Consider the following 24,406-nt stretch of genomic DNA (forward strand, 5'->3'; position numbering starts at 1 on the left):
CGGCCCACCACGGCCCACCAAGGAAGGGACCGCCACCCATGACCAGCCGCCTCCTCGTCGTCAACGCGGTCGGGCTCACCCCCCGGCTGCTCGAACACGCCCCACGACTGCGCCGCCTGGCCGAGCGCGGGTGGCGGGCGCCGCTGGACACCGTCCTGCCCGCCGTCACCTGCACCGTGCAGTCCACCTTCCTGACCGGGGCCGCGCCCGCCGACCACGGCGCCGTCGCCAACGGCTGGTACTTCCGGGATCTGGGCGAGGTGTACCTGTGGCGCCAGCACAACCGGCTGGTCCAGGGCGAGAAGGTGTGGGAGACCGCCCGCCGCCACCGCCCGGACTTCCGCACGGCCAACGTCTGCTGGTGGTACGCCATGGGGGCCACCACCGACTGGACCGTCACACCCCGGCCGGTCTACCACGCGGACGGCCGCAAGTCCCCCGACTGCTACACGAGGCCGGTCGGGCTGCACGACGAACTCACCTCGGACCTGGGCCCCTTCCCCCTGTTCAACTACTGGGGACCGACCGCCTCGATCCGCTCCACCGAATGGATCGTCGCCGCCACCCGCAAGCTGCTGCCCCGGGCAGACCTCACCCTCTGTTACGTCCCCCACCTGGACTACGACCTCCAGCGGTTCGGACCCGACTCCGACCGGGCGCGGCAGGCGGTGCGCGACCTCGACGCCGCGCTCGCCCCGCTGCTGGACGACGCCGAGGCGGCCGGAGCGGCCGTCCTGGTGCTCAGTGAGTACGGGATCACCCCCGCCGACCAGCCGGTGGACGTCAACCGGCTGCTGCGCCGGGAGGGCTTCCTGGAGGTGTACACGCAGGAGGGCATGGAGTACCTCGATCCGTGGGCCTCGCGGGCCTTCGCGGTCGCCGACCACCAGTGCGCCCACGTGTACGTCCACGACTCCGACGACCTGGCGAAGGTCACCGAACTCCTGCGGGGGCTGGACGGGGTCGACCTCGTCCTGGACCGCGGAGCCCAGGCGGAGTACGGGCTGGACCACGAACGCTCCGGGGAACTGGTCCTGTTCGCCCGGCCCGGCGCCTGGTTCACCTACTACTACTGGCTGGACGACGGGTCGGCCCCCGACTTCGCGCGCGGTGTGGACATCCACCGCAAGCCCGGTTACGACCCGGCCGAACTCTTCCTGGACCCCGCCGACCCCCTGGTCAAGGCCCGGGCGGCGGCCAACCTGGTCCGCAAGAAGGCGGGCCTGCGCTACACGATGAACGTCGTCCCCCTGGACCCGGGCTGTGTCCGGGGCACGCACGGACGCCCGCACGACGATCCCCGGGACGGGCCCCTCGTGCTGTGCACCGAACCCGCGCTCGCCCGCGAACGCGTCGCCGCCACCGAGGTGCGCGACCTCATGCTCGGCCTCGTCGGTGTGCCGGCACCGGCGGGGCCGACCCCGCGCTGAATCCACCGGCGATCCGGGGCGGGCCGTCCGGCGCCGCCCCACCCCCGACCACCCTGGAGGCAGTCCGATGACCCGACCGGTCACCCTCTTCACCGGCCAGTGGGCCGACCTGCCCTTCGAGGAGGTGTGCGCGCTCGCCTCCTCCTGGGGCTACGACGGCCTGGAGATCGCCTGCTGGGGCGACCACCTCGACGTCACCCGCGCCGCCGTGGACGACTCCTACGTCCGGGAGCGCCTGGAGATCCTCGAACGGCACGGCCTCGGAGTGTGGGCGATCTCGAACCACCTCCTCGGCCAGGCGGTGTGCGACGACCCCATCGACCACCGCCACCAGGACGTCCTGCCCTCCCGCGTCTGGGGCGACGGCGACCCCGAGGGGGTCCGCCAGCGCGCGGCCGAGGAGATGAAGCTGACCGCCCGGGCCGCCGCGAAACTGGGTGTGTCCACGGTGGTGGGCTTCACCGGCTCGGCGATCTGGAAGTACGTGGCGATGTTCCCGCCGGTGGGCGCGGACGTGATCGAGGCGGGCTACCGGGACTTCGCCGACCGCTGGAACCCGATCCTGGACGTGTTCGACGAGGTCGGCGTGCGGTTCGCGCACGAGGTGCACCCGTCGGAGATCGCCTACGACTACTGGTCGACCCAGGCGGCGCTGGAGGCCGTGGGACACCGGGAGGCGTTCGGGCTGAACTGGGACCCCAGCCACATGGTGTGGCAGGACATCGACCCGGTCGGCTTCCTGTGGGACTTCCGCGACCGGATCTACCACGTGGACTGCAAGGACGCCCGCAAGCGCGTGGGCAACGGCCGCAACGGGCGGCTCGGATCCCACCTTCCGTGGGGCGACCCGCGCCGGGGTTGGGACTTCGTGTCCACCGGTCGCGGCGACGTTCCGTGGGAGGCGTGCTTCCGCGTACTCAACTCGATCGGCTACCAGGGGCCGATCTCCGTGGAGTGGGAGGACGCCGGGATGGACCGCCTGGCCGGGGCCGCCGAGGCGGTGCGGTTCGTGAGGGCGAACGCCTTCGACGCGCCCGAGGCGTCCTTCGACTCCGCCTTCGGGTCGGACTGACCGGCCCGACGCCGGAGCGGACCGTCCGGTGCCACGGCCCCCGTGGCACCGGACTCACATCATCGGCGCGATGACCACCCGGTAGTGTCCGCCGTCGGACGTCGCCACGTCGTGGCGGAAGTCGTTGACCCGGTTGACCGAGCGCTGCACGGCGTCACTGCCGAAGGCACTGGTGTCCACCGAGGGCAGGTGCTCCCGGAGGGCGAGGACCGCCTCGTCGACGGACAGCGCGGTTCCCCGGTGTTCGGGGGTGATGCGCTGGCCGCCGTCGGTGAGCCGACTGATCGCGATCCGGAACATTCCGGGTCTCCCTGCACTGCTGGGGGATGGTCACCGGCATTCTCCCCCATACTCGGCGGACTGGCCAGTGGGGGTCAGAGCCAGGCGACCTTGGAGTCCTCCAGGTCGTAGCGGGCCGCGACGACCTCGACCCTGCCGTCGGAGACGAAGTCGCCGAGCTCGCTGTCCTCGCGCAGGAGCCGCGCGATGTGCTCCGCGTTGGCCCGGACGCAGTCGTCGAGGAAGTCCTCGCCGTCGTCGGGGGTGGACTCGACGACCTCCAGGATCTCGGCGACCAGACCACCGATGTGTCCGTGCGGGAGCTCACCGGTGCGGTGGGCCTCCACTGCGGCGTCGACGGCGCCGCAGCTCTGGTGACCCATGACCACGATCAGCGGTGTGTGCAGGTGCTCCACGGCGTAGGTGAGGCTGCCGAGCACGGAGCCGTCCAGGACCTGGCCGGCCGAACGGACGGTGAAGAGGTCGCCCAGCCCCTGGTCGAAGACGAGTTCCGGGGGGACACGGGAGTCGGCGCAGCTGAGGATGGTCGCGAAGGGTGCCTGACCCTCGACCAGCTGGGCACGGCGGGCTCTGCCCTCGTTCGGGTGTCTGGAGACGTAGCGCGACCAGCGGCGGTTTCCCTCCTTCAGCAGGCGCAGGGCCTCCCTGGCGTTCCGGGCGGCGGGGGCCGCGGGGGCGGCGTCGGCCCAGGCGACGGAGGCGGGGATGGTGGTGGCGACGGCGGCGCCGACGCCGCCGAGAAGCGACGCCTTGAAGGCGCCGCGACGGGTTATAGCCATTTGGGGCTCTTTTTCCGTTTTACGAACAAAATGACTTTTGCCAGCAAAGCGGGTAAAAGCTACTCCTGGCGCGAGAGCGCTCACAAGGGGATTGACGCGTTCCTAACGCCGTATGGCCACATTCAGCCAAGCGGGAATCAGACGTGCTTCCGGGCCTGCACGAAGTCGAACCGGCCCGCCACGAAACGGGGGTCGGTGAGCGACGAGGTCGCCGCCGGATTGGCGCCCGAACCGTGGAGGTCACTGAAGGCCGCCGACTGGTTCACGAACACCTCGCCCGTCAGGTTCGCGGACAGGTTGACCCCCGCCTCCATGGCCGTCTCCTCCGCGCGTTCCAGCACGTCCTCACTGGTGGAGTACACGGAGGCGGTGATGGCACCGCGCTCGGCGACGGTCTCCCCGAACAGGCGCAGGGACTCGTCGGTGTCGGCGGTGGTGATCACGAAGGAGACCGGGCCGAAGTGCTCGCGCCCGTACACGTCGCGGTCCCGCGCATCCAGTCGGACCAGGGCCGGGGTGCGGACGACGGCCTCCGGGAACTCCGGGTGCGCGGGCGCCGTCGGGGCGAGCAGGACCTCTCCCAGGTCCGCCACGGCGTCCACCCGCTCCCGCACCCCGTCGTTGACCACGGCGCCCAGCACGCCCACGAGGCGGGCGGGGTCGGCGGCGACCTCCGAGACCGCGGCCGCGAGGTCGGCGGCGAACTCCTCCGCGCTCCGGTGCCCCTCGTCGGTGGCCACGCCCCCGGCCGGGACGTAGACGTTCTGCGGGGTGGTGCACATCTGGCCGCTGTACAGCGCCAGCGAGTGGGCGAGGTTGGCGAGCATCGGACGGTACGCGTCCGTGGAGTCCACGACCACCGTGTTGGTCCCGGCCTTCTCCGTGCTGACGAAGGCCTGCCGCGCGTGCTCCTCCAGCCAGTCCCCGAACTCCGTGGAGCCGGTGAAGTCCACGAGCCGCGTCTCGGGGCGCGTGGCGAGGTCGGCGGCGAGGCGGTCCTCGGGGGCCTCGGCGGCCAGCAGGACCGTGTCGGGGTCCAGCCCCTGCTTCGTGAGCACGTCGCGCGCGACCGACACGGTGATGGCCAACGGCAGGACCGCGCCCGGGTGCGGCTTGACGATCGAGGTGTTGCCGGTGACCAGGTTGGCGAAGAGCGCGGGGTAGGAGTTCCAGGTGGGGAAGGTGTTGCAGCCGATGACCAGACCGACCCCCCGGCCCCGCGCGGTGTACCGCTTGGCCATCGTGATCGGGCCGCCCCGGCGTCGGGGCTTCTCCCACCGGGACTCGCCCGCGTAGTGCGTGATCAGGTCGTGGGCGAGGGCGACCGCCTCCAGCCCCCGGTCCTGGGCGTGCGGTCCGCCCGCTTGGAAGGCCATGACGAAGGACTGACCGGTGGTGTGCCGCACCGCGTGCGCCATCTCGAAGGAACGCCGGTTGAGACGGTCGAGGATCTCCAGACACACACCCGTGCGCACGTCGAGGGGCACGCGGCGCCAGGAGGCGAGGGCCCGGCGGGAGGAGGCCAGCAGCGCGTCGGGGTCGGCGTGCGGGTAGCCCACGCCCAGTTCCGGGCCGTAGGGGGAGCGTTCCGTGGCCACGCGGCCCCTCTCTCCCGGTCCGGACAGCGGGAAGTCCCGGTCGAGAAGCGCCTCGAAGGCGGCCCGCCCCCTGGCGGCGGCGTCCTCGCCGTAGACCGACCGGCTCGGCGACTCCGGGAAGGCGGAGTGGTGGTACCGCCCGCGGACCGCCGCCACGGCGTCGTCGAGGGTGGCCCGGTGTCGTTCCAGCAGGTCCGGGTGGGATTTCGACACGGCGCGCGCCCTTCCTCGGGTGGTGGTGCGGGGTCTAGGGTGGGTTACCAACCGACCGTTCGTTAAGTTAGCAAACCCTCGGGCGGCCGACGCGGTCGGACCACCGACCCCGCGCACGTTCGCCCCCGTCACGAGGTAGATTCGACAACCGTGTCCCGATCTTCCGCACCCGAACCAGCCGCCCCGAGGCAGACCGGCAGGCGCCGCTCCGGCCGCCCCGGGCACGACGCCGACTCCGTGCTCCGCGTGGCCGCTCGCGTGTTCAACGAACGCGGGTACGACGGAACGAGCATGGAGGACCTGGCCCGCGCCCTCGGGGTGACCAAGTCCGCGATCTACCACCACGTCACCGGCAAGTCCGAACTCCTGCGCCAGTCGCTCGACCTGGCCATGGACGCCCTGTTCGAGGTCACCCGCGAGGAGGGTGCGACCACCGGCCCGGCCATCGCGCGACTCGAACACGTGATGCGCGGCAGCGTCCGGGTACTCGTCGAGGAACTGCCCCACGTCACCCTGCTGCTGCGGGTGCGCGGCAACACCGAGGTGGAGAAGCACGCCCTGGAACGGCGCCGCAGGTTCGACCACCTCATCGCCGACCTGGTCCGCGAGGGCGTGGTCGACGGTGACATCCGCAGCGACGTCGACCCGGCGGTCGCCTCCCGCCTGCTCTTCGGCATGGTGAACTCGATCGTCGAGTGGTACAAGCCGGACCGGGGCATGTCCTGCGAGGAGATCGCCGACTCCCTGTGCCGCATCGCCTTCGAAGGGTTGCGGTCCAGCCGGGACTAATCGCCCCACTGGCCCCAGGAATCACCACTGGCCACATCAGGCCACTGAATCGGCGGCGGAAGCCCTGGTCAACGACGGCGAGCGTCCCTACGCTCCATGAACGGGGGTCACGTCTGTGACCCACATCATGGAAAGCAGAGCGACCGTGTCCGATCTCCTCCCCCAAGACTGGATGACACCCTCGATCGCCTACGCCATCTCGGTCATCGGCTCGTTCCTGGGGCTCTCCTTCGCCGCCAGGGCCCGCCACGCGACCGGCTTCTTCCGATGGCAGTGGCAGGGCCTGGCCGCGCTCGCCCTCGGCGGCATGGCCATCTGGGCGATGCACTTCGTCGCCATGCTGGGGTTCAGCGTCCCCGGCACCGCCCTGCGCTACGACGGTCTCCTGACCGCCGTCAGCGGGGTGATCCCGGTAGTGGTCACCGTGTTCGCCCTGCACCTGATCCTGCGCGAGGCCACCGCCATGCGGCTCCTGGCCAGCGGCCTCCTGGTCGGCGTCGGCATCATCGCCATGCACCACGTCGGCGTGGTCGCCATGAACGTGCACGGGACCATGCACCACGACCCGTTCCTCACGGCCCTGTCCGCCGTGATCGCCGTGGTCGCCTCCACCGTCGCCCTGTGGTGCGCCCGCCAGGTGCAGGGACCGCCCGCGACCCTCCTCGCCTCCCTGGTGATGGCCGCCGCGGTCACCGCCACGCACTACACCAGCATGGCCGGGACGCACGTGGTCCCGCCGAACTTCACCCCCGTCGGCCCACCCGACGGAGCCAAGGCCTGGGACCTCCTGCTCCCGGTGATCACCGGGCTGTTCGTCCTCCTGCTCATCTGTAGCCTCTTCCTTCTGCTCGGCGACGACGACGAGAACGAACGGCGGGACTACTCCCGCTCCTCGCACCGGGCGGCGGAGCACACGATCGGCTCCGAGGAGACCTACACGCCCCGGCACGGCGCTCCGGCGGAGCCCCGGCCCGGGGACGACGTGTGGACCCGGCGCCGCTGACCGGCGCCGGGAAAACCACTGGCACCGCACCCGCCCCCTGCCCTAGGGTCGGTGCGTGCCGTGCGGTCCGCGCCGGCCGCTGACGAGAGGAGCACGCCATGGCCCACCTCATGCCTGGCACCGGTTTCCGAACTTCCGTCGTCAGCGAGCCGTAGGTCGCGTCAGATCGGCGGCTCGCGCTCCCAGAGAGAGCACCGTGAGTCACCACAGCACGAGCACCACATCCGAAGAACACCCCGCCCACCCGCTCTCGGCACTGGGCTGGAACGCCCGCGTCGAGGCGGCCTTCGACGCCGTCGCCCGCGGCGTGCCGCACGTCCTGCTTCCCGCCCGGGTCTCCGAGGCCCGACGGGGCGCCGTCGGCGTCCGTCTGCCCGGGCACGAGACCGCCGCGCTCTCACCCGAGGTGCGCAGGGCGGCGGAGGCCGACCCCTTCACCGCACCCACCACCGGGGACTGGGTGGCCGTGCGCCGCTCCGGCGACACCTGGCTGGTCGAGGCGGTCCTGGAACGCTCGGGAACCCTCGTCCGCCAGGGCGTGGCCAAGGACTCCCACGACCAGGTCCTGGCCGCCAACGTCGACGCCGTCCTGATCTGTGAGGCCGCCGACCAGGGCCCCAACGTGGGCCGGCTGGAACGGTTCCTCAGCCTCGCCTGGACCAGCGGCGCCACCCCGGTCGTGGCCGTCACCAAGGCCGAACTCGCCGGTGACCGCCTCCCCGAGGTGGTCGAGCTGGTCGAGTCGGTCACCACGGGCGCCGATGTGCACACCGTCAGCGCGTACACGGGCGCCGGTCTGGACGAGCTGTCCGCCCGCCTGCGCCCAGGGGCCACCTGGGTCCTGCTCGGTACCTCGGGCGCCGGGAAGTCCAGCCTGCTCAACGCGCTGGCCGGGCGGCCGGTCATGGAGACGGGGGCGATCCGCGACGACCGCCGCGGCCGCCACACCACCACCCACCGCCAGCTGATCCCCCTGCCCGGGGGCACGCTGTTCCTGGACATCCCGGGGGTGCGCCGCATCGACGTGCCCGGTGACGGGAGCGGCGTGGACCGCACCTTCGCGGACGTCAACGAACTGGCCGAACGGTGCCGGTTCCGGGACTGCTCCCACGGTGCCGAGCCCGGGTGCGCGGTCAGGGCCGCCGTGGACGAGGGCGAACTGGACTCCGGGCGCCTCGAACGCTGGTCCAAGCTGCACCGCGAGTCCGAGTGGAACCGGTCCCGGGGCGACGCCCGCCTGCGTGCGGAGCGCCGCCGGCAAGGGAAGCGCAACACCCGCGAGGGCCGGGAGGCCGGCAGGCTCAAGCGCGGCCTCTGACCCGGTGCGGTGCCGGGGCGGGTGGTTCACCCGCCCCGGCACCCGCCGTTCAGAACCCGAAGGCCCGCCGCGCGTTGCCGGCGACGATCCCGGCCAGCTCCTCCTCGCCCAGGCCCTTGGTCTCGGCCAGCACCCGCAGGGTGAGCGGGATGAGATAGGGAGCGTTGGGGCGGCCCCGGTAGGGCTTGGGGGTGAGGAAGGGCGCGTCGGTCTCCACGAGCACCAGTTCGGGCGGGGCGACCTTGGCGGCCTCGCGCAGGGGCTCGGCGCTGGCGAAGGTGACGTTGCCCGCGAAGCTCATGTAGTAGCCCCGCTCGGCGCACACCCGGGCCATGTCGGCGTCACCGGAGAAGCAGTGGAAGACCACCCGCTCCGGCGCGCCCTCCTCCTCCAGGATCCGCAGGACGTCCTCGTGTGCCTCGCGGTCGTGGATCATGAGCGCCTTGCCGTGCCTCTTGGCGATGGCGATGTGGCGGCGGAAGGACGCCTCCTGGGCGCGGGCGCCCTCGGGCCCGGTCCGGAAGGTGTCCATGCCGGTCTCACCGACCGCCACCACCTGCGGCAGCGCCGCCAGCGCGTCGATCTCGGCGAGCTCGGCCTCCAGGGCCTCGATCCCCCCGGCGGGGCGGGCCTTCCCGGTCCAGTCGGTGTCGTCGGCTTCCACGCCCTCGGCGCCGTCACCGTGCACCACGCGCGGTGCCTCGTTCGGGTGCAGGGCCACGGCGGCCCACACCTTCCCGGGGTGCTCGGCCGCGACCTCCGCCGCCCAACGCGAGGAGGACAGGTCGACCCCCACCTGCACGAGCGGGGTGACCCCCACGGCCTCCGCGGCCGCGATGATCTCCTTGACCTCGGGCGTCTGCATGTCCATGTGGGTGTGGCTGTCGGCCACCGGCACCCGCAGCGCCTCGGGTGCGGGGGGCGGGGTCTGCGCGTTGCGCTCCCTGACCGCACTGCCCTTGCGTCTGCCCATGTCATGCCCCCATCACCGTGTACCGCGTGCGCCGTGGTGATTCTAGGCGGCCCGGCCCCCCGGATCGGCACCGATGGGCGCCACGGGGCGCGAACGGCCCCGAACGCGGGAGGCGGGCACCGGTCCGCGTGGGTCCGATGCCCGCCTCGGCGCGGGGTCGAGCGCTACTCGTCGCCGGACAGGCGGGCCAGCTCCTCGTCCACCACCGACGGGTCGAGCTTGGTGAACAGCGGAGTGGGACGGCCCAGCGGGGTGCCCGCGACGATCGGCACCGACTCCCAGCGGGCGTCGTTGTCGGCGTAGTCACCGGTGATGACCGGGTAGTCCACCTTCTCCTCGGAGCCGCCGATGGTGTCGTGGCCGGACTCGATGCGCGGCATGCCCGTCCAGGTGCCGGTGCCGCCGAGCATCGCGTACACCTTGTTCGCCGACTCCGGAAGGAACGGCGTGAGCAGGGTGTTGGCGTCGCTGACCAGCTGGAGGGCGACGTGCAGGACGGTCGCCATCCGCTCCGGGTCGGTCTTCTTGAGCGCCCACGGAGCCTGGTCGGAGATGTACTTGTTGGCCTCGGCGACGGTGCGCATGGCCTCCTGGAGCGCCGCCTTGAACTGCGACCTCTCCAGCCGGGCGCCCACGGTGGCGAAGGCCTCCCGGGAGGCGGCCAGGACCGCCCGGTCCTCGTCGGTGAGCTCACCCGCGGCGGGGATCTCGCCGAGGTTCTTGGCCGCCATGGAGATGGAGCGGTTGACCAGGTTGCCCCAGGCCGCCACCAGCTCGTCGTTGTTGCGGCGGACGAACTCGGCCCACGTGAAGTCGGTGTCCTGGTTCTCCGGGCCCGCGGCCATGATGTAGTAGCGCAGCGCGTCCGCGGAGTAGCGCTCCAGGAAGTCGCGCACGTAGATCACCACGCGGCGCGAGGACGAGAACTTCTGCCCCTCCATGGTGAGGAACTCGCTGGAGACCACCTCGGTGGGCACGTTCAGCTCGCCGAGCGGGCCGACGTCCCCGTCCCGGTCGCCCTTCCCGCTCGCCCCGAGCAGGATGGACGGCCAGATGACCGAGTGGAAGACGATGTTGTCCTTGCCCATGAAGTAGAAGGACTCGTTGTCGTCGCCCTGCCACCAGCGGCGCCAGGCCTCGGGCTCGCCCACGCGCCGGGCCCATTCGATGGAGGCCGACAGGTAGCCGATGACCGCGTCGAACCAGACGTAGATCCGCTTGGCGGCGTTGTCGCTCCACCCGTCCAGCGGGATCGGCACGCCCCAGGTGAGGTCACGGGTGACCGCGCGCGGCTGGAGGTCCTCCACCAGGTTCAGGGAGAACTTGAGGACGTTGGGGCGCCACTCGCCCTCCTTGCCCTTGAGCCAGTCGGTGAGGACGTCGGCGAAGGCGGGCAGGTCGAGCATGAAGTGCTCGGTGTCCACGAACTCCGGCGTCTCGCCGTTGATCCGCGAACGGGGCGAGATCAGGTCGATCGGGTCGAGCTGGTTCCCGCAGTTGTCGCACTGGTCGCCGCGCGCGCCGTCGAAGCCGCAGATCGGGCAGACGCCCTCGATGTAGCGGTCGGGCAGCGTACGGCCGGTGGACGGGGAGATCGCGCCCTTGGTGGTGCGCGTGAAGACGTAGCCGTTGTCGTAGAGCGTGGTGAACAGCTGCTGGACGACGGAGTAGTGGTTGCCGGTGGTGGTGCGGGTGAACAGGTCGTAGGACAGTCCGAGCGCGACCAGGTCCTCGGCGATGATCCGGTTGTAGCGGTCGGCCAGCTCCCGGGCGCTCACGCCCTCCTGGTCGGCCAGCACCTGGATCGGGGTGCCGTGCTCGTCGGTGCCGCTGACCATCAGCACGTTGTTCCCCGACATTCGCTGGAAGCGCGAGAAGACGTCGGAGGGGACCCCGAAACCGGAGACGTGGCCGATGTGGCGCGGGCCGTTGGTGTAGGGCCAGGCGACCGCGGTCAGGATGTGGCGATTCGACGACATGACTCAAGACTAAAGGTGGCCCGGGGTGTCCGAGCACCAAAGGACGCCCGGTGTCCGGCCGGGAGGGCCCCGTCCACAGGGGCGACTCACATGATTCCCCCCGAAGGGTGCCTACCCGTATGCTCTGCTGGATGGAGCCGTGTGCCCCGGGGCACCGGCCGAAGCCAGCACGACCCTCCAACCCGGCTCTGAGGCGGTGGTCCCCACGGTTACCCGTGCCCTACCCCGCCCTGCCCTGCGGACCGGATCGCTGATCACCAGCGTGGTCCTGCTGGTCATCCTGTCCTTCCCGGTGGCCTCCGGCCTGTCCGGGGAGAGGGACACCGTCGCCCTGCCCGCGCACGGAGGGCAGAGCGCCCCCGAGCGCGACGCCGCGGAGGCCGCCGACGACGACCCCTCGGGGACGTCGGAGGAGGCGCATCCCTACCGCGGCACCCAGACGGTCTCCCTCGGGCCGCCCGTCTCCGTCTGCGACCAGCGGTCGGTACTGCGGGACCTGCCCGATGTCGTCCCCACGTGCGCACTGCGCCTGGCGGTGTGGGACCAACCCTGGTGGCCGCTGCCCCTGCCGCACCACGACCCCGTTCCCGAACAGGTCGACGCGGAGGAGCTGCCGCCCACCCGGGCACCGCCTCTCACCGCGCACACCCTCGTCTGACCATCCCGGTCGGCCGCTTCCCGGAGCCCTCGACGGCACCGGGACCGGCCCCACGCACCCCCCTGCCCGGCGCCGCCGGGCAAGCGACCGGTACCCACCATCCGCAGTGAGAGGTTCACCCCTTGTCCAGTCAAACGGGAGCCGGGGCGCGCTGGACGCGCGCGCTCATCTCCCTCCTCGTCATCCTCGTCGCGTTCGGCGCGGCGTGGTTCATCCCACCGCGCCTGGGGCTCGACCTCAGCGGCGGTACGCAGATCGTCCTGGAGACCCAGGACGGCACCGACGGCACGCAGGCCAACTCGGAGAACACCGACAAGGTCGTCGAGGTGCTGCGACAGCGCATCGACCGCCTCGGTGTGGCCGAGGCGACCATGTCCCGCTCCGGTGAGAACCGCATCATCGTCGAGCTCCCGGGCGTGCAGGACCCGGCGGAGGCCGCGCAGATCGTCGGCCAGACCGCCCAGCTGTCCTTCCACGAGGTCCTGGGCGTCGGCGACCAGGGTGGCCAGGGCGTGCAGGCCCCGGGCGGAGGCGGCGACTTCGCCAACCCGCCCGCGGACGAGGCCCGCGCCCCCTCCGACGGCCAGGACGGCGCCCCCGAGGGCGGCGGCGAACTGCCGGAGGGCATGGAGGGCCTCGAAGGCATGGAGGGCCTGGAGGACATGCTCGGCGGCCAGGGCGGCATGCCCCAGGCCCCCGCGGGCCCCTCCGCGGAGAACCCCGAGGACGTCGCGCAGACCCTGCCCGACGAGCAGGGCACCATGCTCCAGCTGGGTGAGACCTTCATCCAGGGCGACCGGGTCTCCACGGCCGACGCCGCGCTGGACAGCGCCAACCGCGCCCAGTGGGTCGTCAACGTCGGCTTCCGTGGCGAGGGCCGCGAGCAGTGGCGCGAACTGACCGGCAAGGCCGCCTGCTACAACGAGGGCGACCCCCGCCGCCGCGTGGCGATCGTGCTGGACGACCAGATCATCTCCGCTCCGCAGGTGTCCCCGGAGATCGGTTGCGAAGCCGGTATGTCCGGCGGTCAGACCACCATCAGCGGCAACGACTTCACCAGCGAGAGCGCCGAAGAGCTGGCCGTGCTGATCGAGGGCGGCTCGCTGCCGCTTCCGGTCACCGAGGTCCAGCGCCAGACCGTGGGCCCGACCCTCGGTGCCGCCGCCATCGAGGCCAGCGCCATCGCCGCGCTCCTCGGCATCGCCTTCACCGCCCTGTACATCACGGTGGTGTACCGGCTCGTGGGCTTCCTGGCCTCGATCGCGTTGGCGTTCTACACGCTGATCGCCTACGGAGCGCTGGTCGCCTTGGGGGCCACGTTGACCCTCCCGGGTCTGGCCGGTTTCGTGCTGGCGATCGGTATGGCCATCGACGCGAACGTGCTGATCTTCGAGCGCGCGCGTGAGGAGTACCAACGCCAACAGCGGACGTACGAGGCCAACAAGTCCGCGGGGATGAAGGACGCTGACTCCGAGGTCGCCAAGGCGGAGAGCGGCGCACTGGCCCGCCGTCGCCGCCGGGCCATCGCGCCCAACCTGGAGAAGGCGTTCGTCCAGGGCACGCAGAAGGCCTGGAGCGCGGTCCTCGACACCAACGTCACCACGTTCCTCGCCGCCGGTCTGCTGTTCTTCTTCGCCTCCGGCACCGTGCAGGGCTTCGGCGTCACGCTGAGCATCGGCACCATCGCCTCGATGATCTCCGCGCTGATCATCGCGCGCGTGTTCGTCGAGTGGGCCGTGCGGCGCGCGGTCATCAAGAAGCACCCGTCGATCACCGGTCTCGACCGCATCGGCCCGGTCCGCACCTGGCTGGTCGAGAAGAACCCGCAGCTCATGGACCACCGCCGGACCGGTCTGATCGTCGCGGCGCTGATCGTGCTCGTCGCGATCGCCGCCCCGCTGGTCCGCGACACCAACCTGGGTGTCGAGTTCACCGGCGGCCGGGTCCTGGAGTACGAGATCACCGGCGACCAGACCCTCTCGGTCGACGAGGCCCGTTCGGTCATCTCCGGGCTGAACTTCCCGGGTTCGGACACCGCCGTGGTGCAGGAGTCCGGTAACGGCGACATCGCCGTGCGTACCGGCGACATCTCCGACGCCGAGGCCGCCACCATCGCCGACGCCCTCACCGAGGAGACCGGCGGCGTGGAGATGGTCAGCGACGAGCTGATCGGCCCGAGCATGGGCGACGAGCTGCGCAACCGGGCGCTGATCGCCCTGGGCGCGGCCCTGGCCCTCCAGATGATCTACCTGGCCTGGCGTTTCCGCTGGTCCTTCGGTGTCTCCACCATGCTGTCGCTGGCCTTCAACATGGTGCTGGTCATCGGGCTGTTCATCTGGCTGGGCAAGCCGATCGACGGTGTCTTCCTCGCCGCGATCCTGAGTGTCATCGGCTTCACGGTCAACGACACGGTGGTGGTGTTCGACCGTGTCCGAGACGAATGGGCGAGGGACGAGAAGTCCTCGTTCAAGGAGATCGCCAACCGCGCGGTGCTCAACACCCTGCCGCGTACGGTCAACACGACCGTCGGCGCGTGGATCATCCTGGGCTTCCTCACCTTCCTCGGTGGGTCCTCGCTCCAGGACTTCTCCATCGCGATGCTGGTCGGTCTCACCACCGGTGTGGTCTCCACGGTGTTCGTCGCGGTGCCGATCGCCATCTGGCTCCAGAAGTGGGACAGGACACCCGCGCCGCACGTGCTGAAGGAGCGCAAGGCCAAGGAGAAGGTGGCCGCCAAGGCCGCCCGGGACGCGGACGACGGTGCCGTCGTCTGATCCCGGCCTCCGGCAGAGGAGGGGCCCCGGTCCGCGCACACCGCGCGGGCCGGGGCCCCTCCCCGTTTCCGGGGGCGCTCCGTCAGGCCTGCGTGGGGGCGGGAGCGCCCTCGGAGGCCTGCACCAGCACGAAGCCCTGACCCTCCAGGGAGAGTTGGAAGGCCTCGCCGCTGCCGCGACCGATGATGGCGCCCGCCCTGACGGTGCTCCGGATACCGGCACGGAGCGTGCTCGACCACGCCACGGCCGCGTCGGTGTCGACGAAGGTGGGTTGGTCGACGTTGAGCAGTACGGGCGTCCCGTGGCAGGCGACCGCCACGCGGCCGTGCCCGGTGAACACGGTGTTGAACAGGCCCCCGGCCGCCATTCCGGCGCCCTGGACACGGCGGATGTCCCATTCGAGGCCCGGCTCGAAGGCGAGCACGTTCTCCCCGCTGACCGTGATGGAGTCGCCCTCCAGGTCGATCAGGTGGACGTCCCATGCGTCCCTGGCCAGGAACACGTCGCCCTGCCCGGAGACGCGCATCAGCGGCAGGCCCTCACCGGTGAAGGCCTTCTTGAAGAACTTCCCGACGCTGCCGGAGCCCTGGTAGGCGAAGTCGATGTTGCCCTGGTAGGCGACCATGGAGCCCTGCCGGGCGAGGAACTCGCCGTTCAGGCCCACCCTCAGCATCTTGTGGTTCTGTAGGTGCATGCCCGGACGCTGGGTCTCCTGGGCCTGCTGGAAGAGCTCGCTGCGCATGGTCGGATCCTCGTTCCTGTCGCCGTTACTGCCAGGTTCGACGCCGCCCGCCCGAAAAGGTTCCGGAAGGCGACGCGGGTCTCACTCAGCCTCGACGACCCCGTGGACCAGGTCGTACACGCGGCGCTTGGGCACGCCGGTCTCCTTGGCGACCCGGGTGATCGCCTCCTTGCGGCGCACACCCTCCTCCTCCAGGACCGCCACGGCCTCCACCAGGTCGGTGTCGCTGGTGCGCTCCGCCCGGGGCCGGGCGCCCTCCACGACCACGGAGATCTCGCCCCGCACCCCCTCCGCCGCCCACGCGGCCAACTCCCCGAGGCCACCCCGGCGCACCTCCTCGTAGGTCTTGGTGAGCTCACGGCACACCGCCGCGCGGCGGTCCGCGCCGAAGGCCCCGGACATCGCCTCCAGGGTGGCGGCGATGCGGTGCGGGCTCTCGAAGAACACCATCGTGCGGCGCTCTTCGGCCAGTTCGCTGAGATACCCCTTCAGGCCCTTGCGCGGCGGGAAGCCCTCGAAGCAGAATCGGTCGGTGGGCAGCCCGGACACCACCAGGGCCGTGGTCACCGCGGACGGACCCGGAATGGCGGTGACCGGAATCCCCTCGTCGGCGCAGGCGGCTGCCAGGCGGTATCCGGGGTCGGACACCCCGGGCATCCCGGCGTCGGTGACGACCAGCACCTCCTCTCCACGGCGGAGGTCGGCGAGGAGTTCCTCGCCCCGGCGGCTCTCGTTCTGGTCGTAGTAGGAGACGATCCGGGCACCGGTCGCCCCGCCCAACCGAATACCGGTACGGGAGGCGAACTGCCTCAGGCGACGGGTGTCCTCGGCCGCGATCACGCGTGCCTCCTCGAGCGCGTGGAGGAGTCGGGGCGGCGCGTCCTCCTGGTTTCCGATGGGAAGACCCGCCAGTACGAGCCTCCCGACTCGCCGCGTCCCGTCAACGACCTCAACCACTGTGATCCCCGTTCTGTCGCGCTACGGTTGGCTCTATCGCGCCACCCGAAACCCGGTTTCGCGGCCCGTCCGCAACGGACCCCCATCTCTGACCCCAACCTACGAGCCGAGATGACCAGCACCGCACTTCACAGCGAGGTACCGCCCTCGAACCCCCCGGCCGCGGCCCAGCCGCCCACGCTCCGTTCCCGTTTCTCGCCCCGCCTGCCCAGCCCGTGGTGGCTGGGGTGGCTGGGCGCCCTCGTCGTCGCGGGCTTCGCGGGGGCGCTGAGGTTCTTCAACCTCGGCCAGCCCGACCGCATCTACTTCGACGAGACCTACTACGCCACGGACGCCCACGCCCTCTGGGAGTTCGGGTACGAGCACGACGCGCTGGACCACTCCGACGACCTGCTGAGCCAGGGGGACGCGAACATCTGGACCGGCGGGGGCGACTTCATCGTCCATCCGCCGGTCGGCAAGTGGATGATCGCGCTCGGTGACTGGCTGTACTCGATCATGCCGTTCGGCTCGGCCGTGACCCCCGAGGGCTGGCGGGTGGCCTCGGCCGTGGCCGGGGTCCTCTCGGTGCTCATCCTGGTACGGCTCGCCACCCGGATGACCCGCTCGGTGCTGCTCGGCTGCACGGCCGGGCTCATCATGGCGCTGGACGGCCTGCACTTCACGCTCAGCCGCATCGCCATGGTGGACATCTTCCTCACCCTGTGGATCCTGGCCGGGTTCGCCTGCCTGGTGATCGACCGGGACCGGACACGGGAGCGGCTGGCCCGGATCGCGGAGGCCGGTGCCGACGTCACCGCGGTGGGCTGGCTGGGGATGCGCTGGTGGCGCCTGGCAGCGGGATTGTGTTTCGGCCTGGCGATCGGCACCAAGTGGTCCGCTCTGTTCTTCGTGGCCGCCTTCGGCCTGCTCACCGTCGCCTGGGACTACGGGGCTCGGCGCAGTGCCGGTCAGCGGCGTCCGCTGGGCCGGTGGTTCGGCTTCGACGCCGTCCCGGCGTTCGTGCAGACCGTGGTGGTGGCGGGTGTCGTCTACCTCGTCTCGTGGTCGGGCTGGCTCCTCACCCGGGGCGGCTACAACAGGGACTTCGCGGAGGGCCTGGTCCCCGGCTGGGTTCCGGGGTTCCTGCGCACGCCGCTGGAGGCCCTGTGGAGCCTGTGGGACTACCACGGCCGCATGATGAACTTCCACTCCAACCTGAGCAGCGACCACTCCTACATCTCGGCGCCGTGGGAGTGGCTGGTCATGCGCACCCCGGTGCTGTTCCACTACAACGGCCAGGCCGTGGGGTGCGACACCGGGAACTGCGTGACCTCGGTGGTCTCCATCGGCACCCCGGTCGTCTGGTGGCTCAGCATCATCGCCGTGACCGTGATGTTCGGCTGGTGGATCACCTTCCGGGACTGGCGCGCGGGCGCGGTGCTCCTCGCGGTCGCCGCCGGCTGGCTGCCGTGGTTCGCCTACCCCGAACGCCCCATGTTCCTCTTCTACGCGCTGCCGATCCTGCCCTTCCTGATCCTAGCGATCGTGCTGGCGCTGGGACTCGTGATGGGCGCTGGCGAGGACAGTCCCCGGTTCGCCCCGTACCTGCGGGCGCTGGGCGGGGTGGTCTTCGGTGTGGTGGTCCTGCTGATCATCGCCCACTTCGCCTATCTGTATCCGGTCTTGTCCGCCTATCCGATACCTGAGGAGACCTGGCGCGACCGACTCTGGTTCGACGTGTGGGTCTACGGCAGGGACGCTTCCTGACACTCTCCGGGGAACGGTGAAAACCGTTCCCCGGAACACATCTCCATTAGTGGCAGAAGGGCAGGAAAGCAACAGTTTCGAGTTGCCGAAAGAGGACACTCCGGAATCGCGGATTCGCGCCGGAAAAGCCTCGGCAAAGCCCCACTCCCCCTGGTACTGTCTGCAACTGGTTGCTGTTGTTGTTTCCATGGATGCCCGAGGCGCCTCGCGGAACTGCACGTGGGCGCTCGTCGATTCGGGATTACCGTTCGTCGGCTGGCGCCCGGCGACCCGGGACCAGCAGGGTGCGGTCCCGCCGTAGTCCCCAAGGGAGAGCACATGGCTCAGGGCACCGTGAAGTGGTTCAACTCTGAGAAGGGTTTCGGGTTCATCGCCGTCGAGGGTGGTCAGCCCGACGTGTTCGTGCACTACTCGGCGATCGCGGGTACCGGCTTCCGGAACCTGGAAGAGGACCAGAAGGTCGAGTTCGACATCATCCAGGGCCCGAAGGGCCCGCAGGCGGCGGACGTTCGCGCGGTCTGACCGTCACACGTGCGTCTTCCCAGCCCTCCGCTCGGTGAGCGGGGGGCTGGACCGCTTTCGGGCGGCGGACCGGGGGCCCGCCGGGTGGTCGGGAGGTCCGCGCCGCGCCGATCCCCAACAAGGGGGTACGCGGTTACCCAAGCCCGGCGATACCGGTTAACCTGCTTGAAGCCGGTAGGTACACCAGGAGCGAGGACTGAACATGTTCGGCATCAGTGGGGCAGAGTTCGTCATCCTGCTGCTGATCGCGCTGCTGATCTTCGGCCCCGACCAGCTCCCCAAGGCCGCCCAGCAGGTCGGCCGGGTCCTGCGCCAGCTCCGTACCATGGCCAACTCCGCCTCCAACGACATCAAGGAGGGGCTCGGCCCGGAGTACAAGGACTTCGACGTCCAGGACCTCAACCCCAAGCGCTTCATCCAGAAGCACTTCTGGGAGGAAGAGGAGGAGGCGGAGCGCAGGCCCGCCTCCCAGCTCAACGGCAAGCGCCCGCCCTTCGACGACGAGGCCACGTAGCGCTCCTGCCGTCGGCCCCTCAGCCGACGAGCATCAGGAAGAACGATCCCAGGGCGAGCAGCACCACCCCCCCGATGATGATCGCGGGCGAGCCCAGGAGCACGATCAGCACCTCCGCCGTCACGGCACCGCCCAGCGCTGCGGCGATCCACGGCCACCGGGGTCGGGGCGCCCAGTCGTGACGCCGCTCGCGGGCCGTCGCGACCAGGAACGCCAGCCCGATCAGGAGCCAGAAGCCCAGGTGGGCGGCGATGCGCACCCCCGGATCGACGTAGTCGGCCATGCCGCCGACGATCATGACGTAGAAGACGGTGCCGGTGGCCAGGCGCCAGAATCCCCGGCTCCGTTCCACCGGGATGACCTTGCTCCTGGCCGGGGTGGTGCGTCGGAACCGTTCGGCGGCGACCGGTGGTTCGTGCTCCCCCGGTCTCGGTTCCGGCCGGGGCGCGGCTCGGCGCGGCGCCTGTTCGGATTCGGTGGGGCGGACGTACCCGCCCTGCGGTTCTGGTTCCTCTGGCTGCTGGTATCCGCCTGGGTACTGGGGGGAGTCGGACACGGAGGTTCCGCCCCTTCACGGTCGGTCCGGACCTGACTGTCCTGTTGTCGTACCGGGCTCCTACCCGTTGCGGTCGGGGGTCGAATCCCCCTTCCGGAGTCGGTCGCCCGCGGGGCGGCCGCCCCGCACCGCGAACGCACCCGTTCCGGGCACGCGAAAGGGGCCAGCCGACGCGGTCGGACAGGCCCCCGTACACGTGAGTTCCCGAGAGAACTTTCAGCGTCTGCTGGTTACCACCAGCTCCAGCCGTTGCTCTTGCGAGAGGCCTTCGCGTGCATGGTCATGGCATCCACCTTTCCATCGATGTCTCCGGCCCATCCCGCAACCAAGATGTCCCATCCGGACGGGCTTCACAAGACCCATGCTCGAATAATCGTCATTCCGTGGTCAGCCCTCGACCGAAGATTGCAGCAGCGGCACAGGAAAGCCCAACGAAGTCACTGTCGTCGCAGTTCAGACGAGTTCCCTTTGCCCCATGCCAAACGGACCCTCCCCGATGACCTGCAAAGACAAGACCGGCGCGGGGCAAAATCCCCGAGGGTGAACATAACAGAGTGTGATGGTATCGCTATTGTGGTTTGGACGCTGGGAAACCGCACAATCGGCCACGTCGGGGCGGGTCCCGTCGCGGCAACGCGTACCAGTAGGGGGACAAGCCGGAAGAAAACAGCACAGAACATGGCTTCCAGGGCGTATCACCAGAAGACGGACGATCACGCTTCGTGTTGGAAGCGGAACGCGCCTCCCCATGGAAGACGGTCCCGCCCCACGCGCCGGGACCGGGTTTCGGCCATTCACTAACGGCAGTATTCTCCGCCGATTTACGCCGTGAACGGCTCCCCCGTCCGCACCGGGGCCGGAGGCCGTTCACGACCGGAAAAGGTGGGGCCTCAGCCGATCGCCAGGCCACCCACGATGAGCGCGACACCTGCGGCGACCAGGCCGGTCACCAGACTCGCCGCCCCCAACGGGATGAGCACCCTCAGCCGGTTAGGGGCCTGGGGATCGCGGCCGACCACCGACAGGAAGAACCCGGCGGGCATCAGGATGGCGGCCAGGAGAACCAGGTCCCCGAGCAACCGCCCCCAGTCCGGGACGGTCGGCTGGTCCAACAGGAGCCGGACGACCAGGCCGAGGATCACCAGGACTCCGGCGTGCGCGTGCCCCGCGCGGAAGTAGGAGCGCTGGAGTTCGTTGGCGGGGAAGGCGCCGTTGACCACCCGGAGCAGGAACGTGCCCCCGTAGGCGATGCCGACCACGGTGAGCAGAACGGCACCGGACGTGATGAGTGTCGCGGCTGACATGGTCACTCCTGTGCTGGTGAGGGGGGTTGCCCGGAGGGGCCGAAGAGGAGCCCGGCGCTGCGGCGGGTGATGGTCACCAGATCGGCGTCCCCGAGCAGGGCCCGCACCCCGGAGCTGTCGAGGTTCCCGGTGAGCGCCAGCGTGGCGATGCCGTGCACGATCGCCCATCCCGCCACCACCCCGGCGGCGGGGTCGTCGACCCGGTTCCCCTCGTCGGACACCGAGGCCGCACCGGAACGGAGTTCGTCGAAGGCGGCGCCCCGAGCGGCGGAGAGCGCGGGGTCGGCCTCGTCGAGCAGGGTCGGCGCGAACATCACCTGGAAGTGGGCCGGGCGCTCAGTGGCGAAGCGCACGTACTCGACCCCGGACTCCAGGAATCCGCCGCCCGCTTCCCTGTTGGCGCCCAACCGGTCGGCCAGCTCGGAGAAGCCCTCGGTGGCCAGGGCGTTGAGGACGCCCTCCCGGCTGCCGAAGTGGTACCTCGGGGCCGTGTGGCTCACTCCGAGGTCGGCCGCGAGCGATCGCAGGCTGAAGGCGTAGGGGCCCTCCCGTTCGATGACCTCCGCCGCCCGCGCGAGCACGGCGGCCCGCAGGTTCCCATGGTGGTATCCGTCTGTCATGCGGGCGACTATACACCGGAAAGTTTCCATCGTATAGATTCGGTTGCGAAGATCCGCACGCCCTGACCCATAGGACATCCGGGACCACCGAGGTATCGTGGAACGCACACCGGTCCGCCCGCTTCAGGGAATAGACGCTTCGCCGGTGACACTCGGGGCTCCGGTCCGGACGACCGCCCGCCACAGGGAACAGCAGCATCCGTCCGGAACGACCAGGGACACGTCGAAGGGCCCGGTTCAGCGAACCGGGCCCTTCGACGTGTCTGGGTTCCCCTTGGGGAAAAGACGAAACGACCCCGCGAGGAGGCCAGAGGCCCCGAACAGGGTCGCTTCACAGCCCCGGGGGTCCAAGGGGGTCGCCCCCCTTGGGGAAAGACGAAACGACCCCGCGAGGAGGCCGGAAGCCCCCGAGCAGGGTCGTTTCAGAGTGAAGTGGAGCTATGGGGATTTGAACCCCAGACCCCCTCGATGCGAACGAGGTGCGCTACCGGACTGCGCCATAGCCCCTGAAGACGTTTGAAAGACTATCAGGAGATTGCGGGTGGTCCGAACCGGATCTTCGGGCTCAGTCTCCGGCGGCCCGCAGTCGGGCGTCCGCGTACTGGTCGTAGACCTGGCTGCGGCGCTCGATGAAGGCGATGATCTCGGCCTCGCGCTCGGCCTCGCGAGCCTGCTCCACCTCGGCTCGGCGAGCCCTCAGGACCGCCTGGCGGCGCGCCCTGACCGCCGCCTCGCGGCGCTCCGCGTCGGCCTTGGCGGCCTCGCGCAGCAGAGCCACGTGCCCGAAGAGCAGCAGGACCGGGGGGGCGATCACCCACCAGGGACCCAGACCGAAGGCGACCGCGATGATCGTGCCGAGGTTCAGCAGGGTGAGCACGGTGGTGCGTCGGCGCCGACGGGCGATGACGCGGGACCGGGGCTCGTGCCCGACACGCGTGCGCGCCTCGGCGACTGGACGGCTCCGCTCCGGTGCACCCCCCACGGCGCCCTGGTCGCCACTGAAGACAGGACGGTGGATCACCTGGGTCTCGGTCAGGTCCGGGTCCGCCTCGTCGTCTGAGGCGTCCTCAGCGCGCTGCTCGGAGTCCTCGTCGGCCTCGGTCGCCTCGGCGTCCTCGTCCTCGCGGCGGGTGTCCTCGTGGACGGTGTCCACCGAGTCCTTCCGCAGCAGCATCGGGACGAGGACGATGAGCCAGACCACCACGATGGCCAGGTACAGAGGAGAGCTGCTCATCACCCCTCCTCACGATGACGGCCACTGAACGTTGGTCGACACTTCGTCGACACCGCCCCGCGTGTGGCTGGACGTACTCCCGGAAGTAGAGACGTCCTCCGGCTGGACTTCGTTCCTGGCCCTCGTCGGACCGGGGTCGATTCCCATGTGCCATATCCACGCGTTGCCCGCATCGTCAATGCGTCTATGTTCCGCACGGTACGACCCCGTGTCCATAAATGCGCCACATTCCGACCGGAGTGTCGCAAGATTGTGGACCCTCAGTTTCGGTCGTCACACCCTCCCGAACGAAAGAGCAGGTCAGGCGATGACTGCGGAGCGCAGTGCCAATTCAACGCAAAGTAATGAATCATTGTGCTTAAAGAGGGGTTTAAGATCCGGACGCATCCGTGATCGTGCCATGTTCAGTTCGATCCCGGGTACGGACTCGCCGGATCCCACGGATCGCCGACACCGTTCGGGCCCTGTGGCCCCAATGCGGAACCGGGGCCGGAACCCCCCTCCTCGGGTGGACCGGAAGGAGCCCCGTCGTACCAGCGGCGCAGCACGCCCCGGGGCACCTCCTCCGCCGTGAGGGCGTAGCAGATGTGGTCCCGCCAGGCGCCGTCGATGTGGAGCTGGCGTCTGCGCACCCCCTCGTCGCGGAATCCCAGCTTGGTGACCACTCGTCGGCTGGCGCGGTTCTCGGGACGGATGTTGGCCTCGATCCGATGGAGTCCGACAGTGAAGAAGGAGTGGTCGACGGCCAGGGCGACGGCGGTCGGGGTGATCCCGCGCCCCGCGTAGGCGCTGTCGACCCAGTAGCCGACCTGCGCCGATCTGGCCGAGCCCCACACGATGGCGCCCACCGTGATCTGGCCCACGAAGCGACCCTCGTAGGTGATGGACCACGGCATCGACAGGCCCTGCCTGGCTTCGCGGCGGATGGCCTGGAGCATGGCCACGTAGGGCGTCAGCCCGGTGGTGCGGAGCGGCATCTCGGGGTAGGTGGGCTCCCAGGGACGCAGCCACTCGGCGTTGCGCGCCCGGGTGTCCCGGAGCAGGGGCGCGTCGCGAAGGCGCAGAGGGCGAAGCGCGATCGGCCCTTCGTGAAGGGTGACGGGCCACCCCTGTCTGCGGTTCACGTCCGTCCTTCCGAGCCCTCCGGACCGCCCTGCGCGGTCGTGCCACCGACCCTCGGCGCTCGCGGAGCTCCCGGTGTCGGTGACGCCTTCCAGTATTCCACTCCGCGGGCGTGAGGTGGCGGGCGTCACCCTCACTGCACGAGAATCGGATGTTTCCAAACTCCATTCACTCCAGCACCGAAAACCGGGACCGGGTCA

General features: G+C 70.3%; 22 protein-coding genes and 1 tRNA gene. 10 read left to right on the forward strand and 13 right to left on the reverse strand.

Annotated elements, in window-relative coordinates; all coding sequences use genetic code 11:
• Positions 1–38: 38 nt before the first annotated feature.
• Positions 39–1,430, forward strand: coding sequence for an alkaline phosphatase family protein (locus D452_RS0109435; RefSeq protein ID WP_017543902.1), 1,392 nt, complete (start codon positions 39–41; stop codon positions 1,428–1,430).
• Positions 1,431–1,497: 67 nt separating this feature from the next.
• Positions 1,498–2,502 (forward strand): sugar phosphate isomerase/epimerase family protein, encoded by a 1,005-nt coding sequence (locus tag D452_RS0109440; protein WP_017543903.1) that lies wholly within the window; start codon positions 1,498–1,500, stop codon positions 2,500–2,502.
• 54 nt (positions 2,503–2,556) lie between these two features.
• On the opposite strand, the gene D452_RS0109445 is transcribed toward D452_RS0109440, so the two are convergent.
• The 3 genes from D452_RS0109445 to paaN all read right to left on the reverse strand — a co-directional run bounded on the left by D452_RS0109445 (position 2,557) and on the right by paaN (position 5,392).
• Positions 2,557–2,802 carry a hypothetical protein gene (locus tag D452_RS0109445; RefSeq protein ID WP_017543904.1) on the reverse strand — a complete coding sequence of 82 codons (246 nt, stop codon included), beginning with the start codon at positions 2,800–2,802 and terminating at the stop codon, positions 2,557–2,559.
• Between the two features lie 74 nt (positions 2,803–2,876).
• Positions 2,877–3,581: a carbonic anhydrase gene (locus D452_RS0109450; protein ID WP_017543905.1), complete on the reverse strand. Its 705-nt coding sequence runs from the start codon at positions 3,579–3,581 to the stop codon at positions 2,877–2,879.
• Positions 3,582–3,718: 137 nt separating this feature from the next.
• Positions 3,719–5,392 (reverse strand): phenylacetic acid degradation protein PaaN, encoded by a 1,674-nt coding sequence (gene paaN, locus D452_RS0109455; RefSeq protein WP_017543906.1) that lies wholly within the window; start codon positions 5,390–5,392, stop codon positions 3,719–3,721.
• 246 nt (positions 5,393–5,638) lie between these two features.
• On the opposite strand from paaN, the gene D452_RS0109460 reads away from it, so the two are divergent.
• The 3 genes from D452_RS0109460 to rsgA all read left to right on the forward strand — a co-directional run bounded on the left by D452_RS0109460 (position 5,639) and on the right by rsgA (position 8,502).
• Positions 5,639–6,181: a TetR/AcrR family transcriptional regulator gene (locus D452_RS0109460; RefSeq protein ID WP_026129138.1), complete on the forward strand. Its 543-nt coding sequence runs from the start codon at positions 5,639–5,641 to the stop codon at positions 6,179–6,181.
• Positions 6,182–6,326: 145 nt separating this feature from the next.
• Positions 6,327–7,184 carry an MHYT domain-containing protein gene (locus tag D452_RS0109465; RefSeq protein WP_017543908.1) on the forward strand — a complete coding sequence of 286 codons (858 nt, stop codon included), beginning with the start codon at positions 6,327–6,329 and terminating at the stop codon, positions 7,182–7,184.
• A gap of 196 nt (positions 7,185–7,380) precedes the next feature.
• The gene (gene rsgA, locus D452_RS0109470; protein ID WP_017543909.1) at positions 7,381–8,502 is read left to right on the forward strand and encodes a ribosome small subunit-dependent GTPase A; all 1,122 of its coding nucleotides are present in this window, start codon (positions 7,381–7,383) and stop codon (positions 8,500–8,502) included.
• Positions 8,503–8,551: 49 nt separating this feature from the next.
• On the opposite strand, the gene D452_RS0109475 is transcribed toward rsgA, so the two are convergent.
• Complete coding sequence (locus D452_RS0109475; protein ID WP_017543910.1) at positions 8,552–9,475, reverse strand: TatD family hydrolase; 924 nt, start codon at positions 9,473–9,475, stop codon at positions 8,552–8,554.
• Positions 9,476–9,639: 164 nt separating this feature from the next.
• Entirely contained in the window at positions 9,640–11,454 is a 1,815-nt protein-coding gene (gene metG / locus D452_RS0109480; RefSeq protein ID WP_017543911.1) for a methionine--tRNA ligase, read from the reverse strand.
• 196 nt (positions 11,455–11,650) lie between these two features.
• On the opposite strand from metG, the gene D452_RS0109485 reads away from it, so the two are divergent.
• Both D452_RS0109485 and secD read left to right on the forward strand, forming a co-directional pair.
• Positions 11,651–12,112 (forward strand): hypothetical protein, encoded by a 462-nt coding sequence (locus D452_RS0109485; RefSeq protein ID WP_152498550.1) that lies wholly within the window; start codon positions 11,651–11,653, stop codon positions 12,110–12,112.
• Positions 12,113–12,234: 122 nt separating this feature from the next.
• The gene (gene secD / locus D452_RS0109490) at positions 12,235–14,886 is read left to right on the forward strand and encodes a protein translocase subunit SecD (RefSeq protein ID WP_017543913.1); all 2,652 of its coding nucleotides are present in this window, start codon (positions 12,235–12,237) and stop codon (positions 14,884–14,886) included.
• Positions 14,887–14,968: 82 nt separating this feature from the next.
• Here secD and D452_RS0109495 read toward each other — a convergent pair whose 3' ends face one another.
• Together D452_RS0109495 and rsmI are read right to left on the reverse strand one after the other, a co-directional pair.
• Positions 14,969–15,628, reverse strand: coding sequence for an AIM24 family protein (locus tag D452_RS0109495; protein ID WP_017543914.1), 660 nt, complete (start codon positions 15,626–15,628; stop codon positions 14,969–14,971).
• Positions 15,629–15,709: 81 nt separating this feature from the next.
• The gene (gene rsmI / locus D452_RS0109500) at positions 15,710–16,585 is read right to left on the reverse strand and encodes a 16S rRNA (cytidine(1402)-2'-O)-methyltransferase (RefSeq protein WP_040693451.1); all 876 of its coding nucleotides are present in this window, start codon (positions 16,583–16,585) and stop codon (positions 15,710–15,712) included.
• A gap of 111 nt (positions 16,586–16,696) precedes the next feature.
• Between rsmI and D452_RS0109505 the strand changes: the two genes are divergently transcribed.
• The 3 genes from D452_RS0109505 to D452_RS0109515 all read left to right on the forward strand — a co-directional run bounded on the left by D452_RS0109505 (position 16,697) and on the right by D452_RS0109515 (position 19,370).
• Positions 16,697–18,334: a dolichyl-phosphate-mannose--protein mannosyltransferase gene (locus D452_RS0109505; RefSeq protein WP_017543916.1), complete on the forward strand. Its 1,638-nt coding sequence runs from the start codon at positions 16,697–16,699 to the stop codon at positions 18,332–18,334.
• Positions 18,335–18,652: 318 nt separating this feature from the next.
• Entirely contained in the window at positions 18,653–18,856 is a 204-nt protein-coding gene (locus tag D452_RS0109510; protein WP_017543917.1) for a cold-shock protein, read from the forward strand.
• Between the two features lie 202 nt (positions 18,857–19,058).
• Positions 19,059–19,370, forward strand: coding sequence for a sec-independent translocase (locus D452_RS0109515; protein ID WP_017543918.1), 312 nt, complete (start codon positions 19,059–19,061; stop codon positions 19,368–19,370).
• Between the two features lie 19 nt (positions 19,371–19,389).
• Here D452_RS0109515 and D452_RS30855 read toward each other — a convergent pair whose 3' ends face one another.
• From D452_RS30855 to D452_RS0109545, 6 genes are all read right to left on the reverse strand, one after another.
• The gene (locus tag D452_RS30855) at positions 19,390–19,926 is read right to left on the reverse strand and encodes a hypothetical protein (protein WP_017543919.1); all 537 of its coding nucleotides are present in this window, start codon (positions 19,924–19,926) and stop codon (positions 19,390–19,392) included.
• Between the two features lie 890 nt (positions 19,927–20,816).
• Positions 20,817–21,230 carry a hypothetical protein gene (locus tag D452_RS0109525; protein ID WP_017543920.1) on the reverse strand — a complete coding sequence of 138 codons (414 nt, stop codon included), beginning with the start codon at positions 21,228–21,230 and terminating at the stop codon, positions 20,817–20,819.
• A gap of 2 nt (positions 21,231–21,232) precedes the next feature.
• Complete coding sequence (locus D452_RS0109530) at positions 21,233–21,850, reverse strand: TetR/AcrR family transcriptional regulator (RefSeq protein ID WP_017543921.1); 618 nt, start codon at positions 21,848–21,850, stop codon at positions 21,233–21,235.
• 433 nt (positions 21,851–22,283) lie between these two features.
• Positions 22,284–22,357: transfer RNA gene (locus D452_RS0109535), tRNA-Ala, on the reverse strand.
• A 58-nt stretch (positions 22,358–22,415) separates the two neighbouring features.
• Positions 22,416–23,084 carry a divisome protein SepX/GlpR gene (gene sepX, locus D452_RS0109540; protein ID WP_017543922.1) on the reverse strand — a complete coding sequence of 223 codons (669 nt, stop codon included), beginning with the start codon at positions 23,082–23,084 and terminating at the stop codon, positions 22,416–22,418.
• 404 nt (positions 23,085–23,488) lie between these two features.
• Positions 23,489–24,208, reverse strand: coding sequence for a GNAT family N-acetyltransferase (locus D452_RS0109545; protein WP_017543923.1), 720 nt, complete (start codon positions 24,206–24,208; stop codon positions 23,489–23,491).
• Between the last annotated feature and the right edge of the window lie 198 nt (positions 24,209–24,406).

Source organism: Nocardiopsis prasina DSM 43845, from assembly GCF_000341265.1.
Taxonomy (GTDB): domain Bacteria; phylum Actinomycetota; class Actinomycetes; order Streptosporangiales; family Streptosporangiaceae; genus Nocardiopsis; species Nocardiopsis prasina.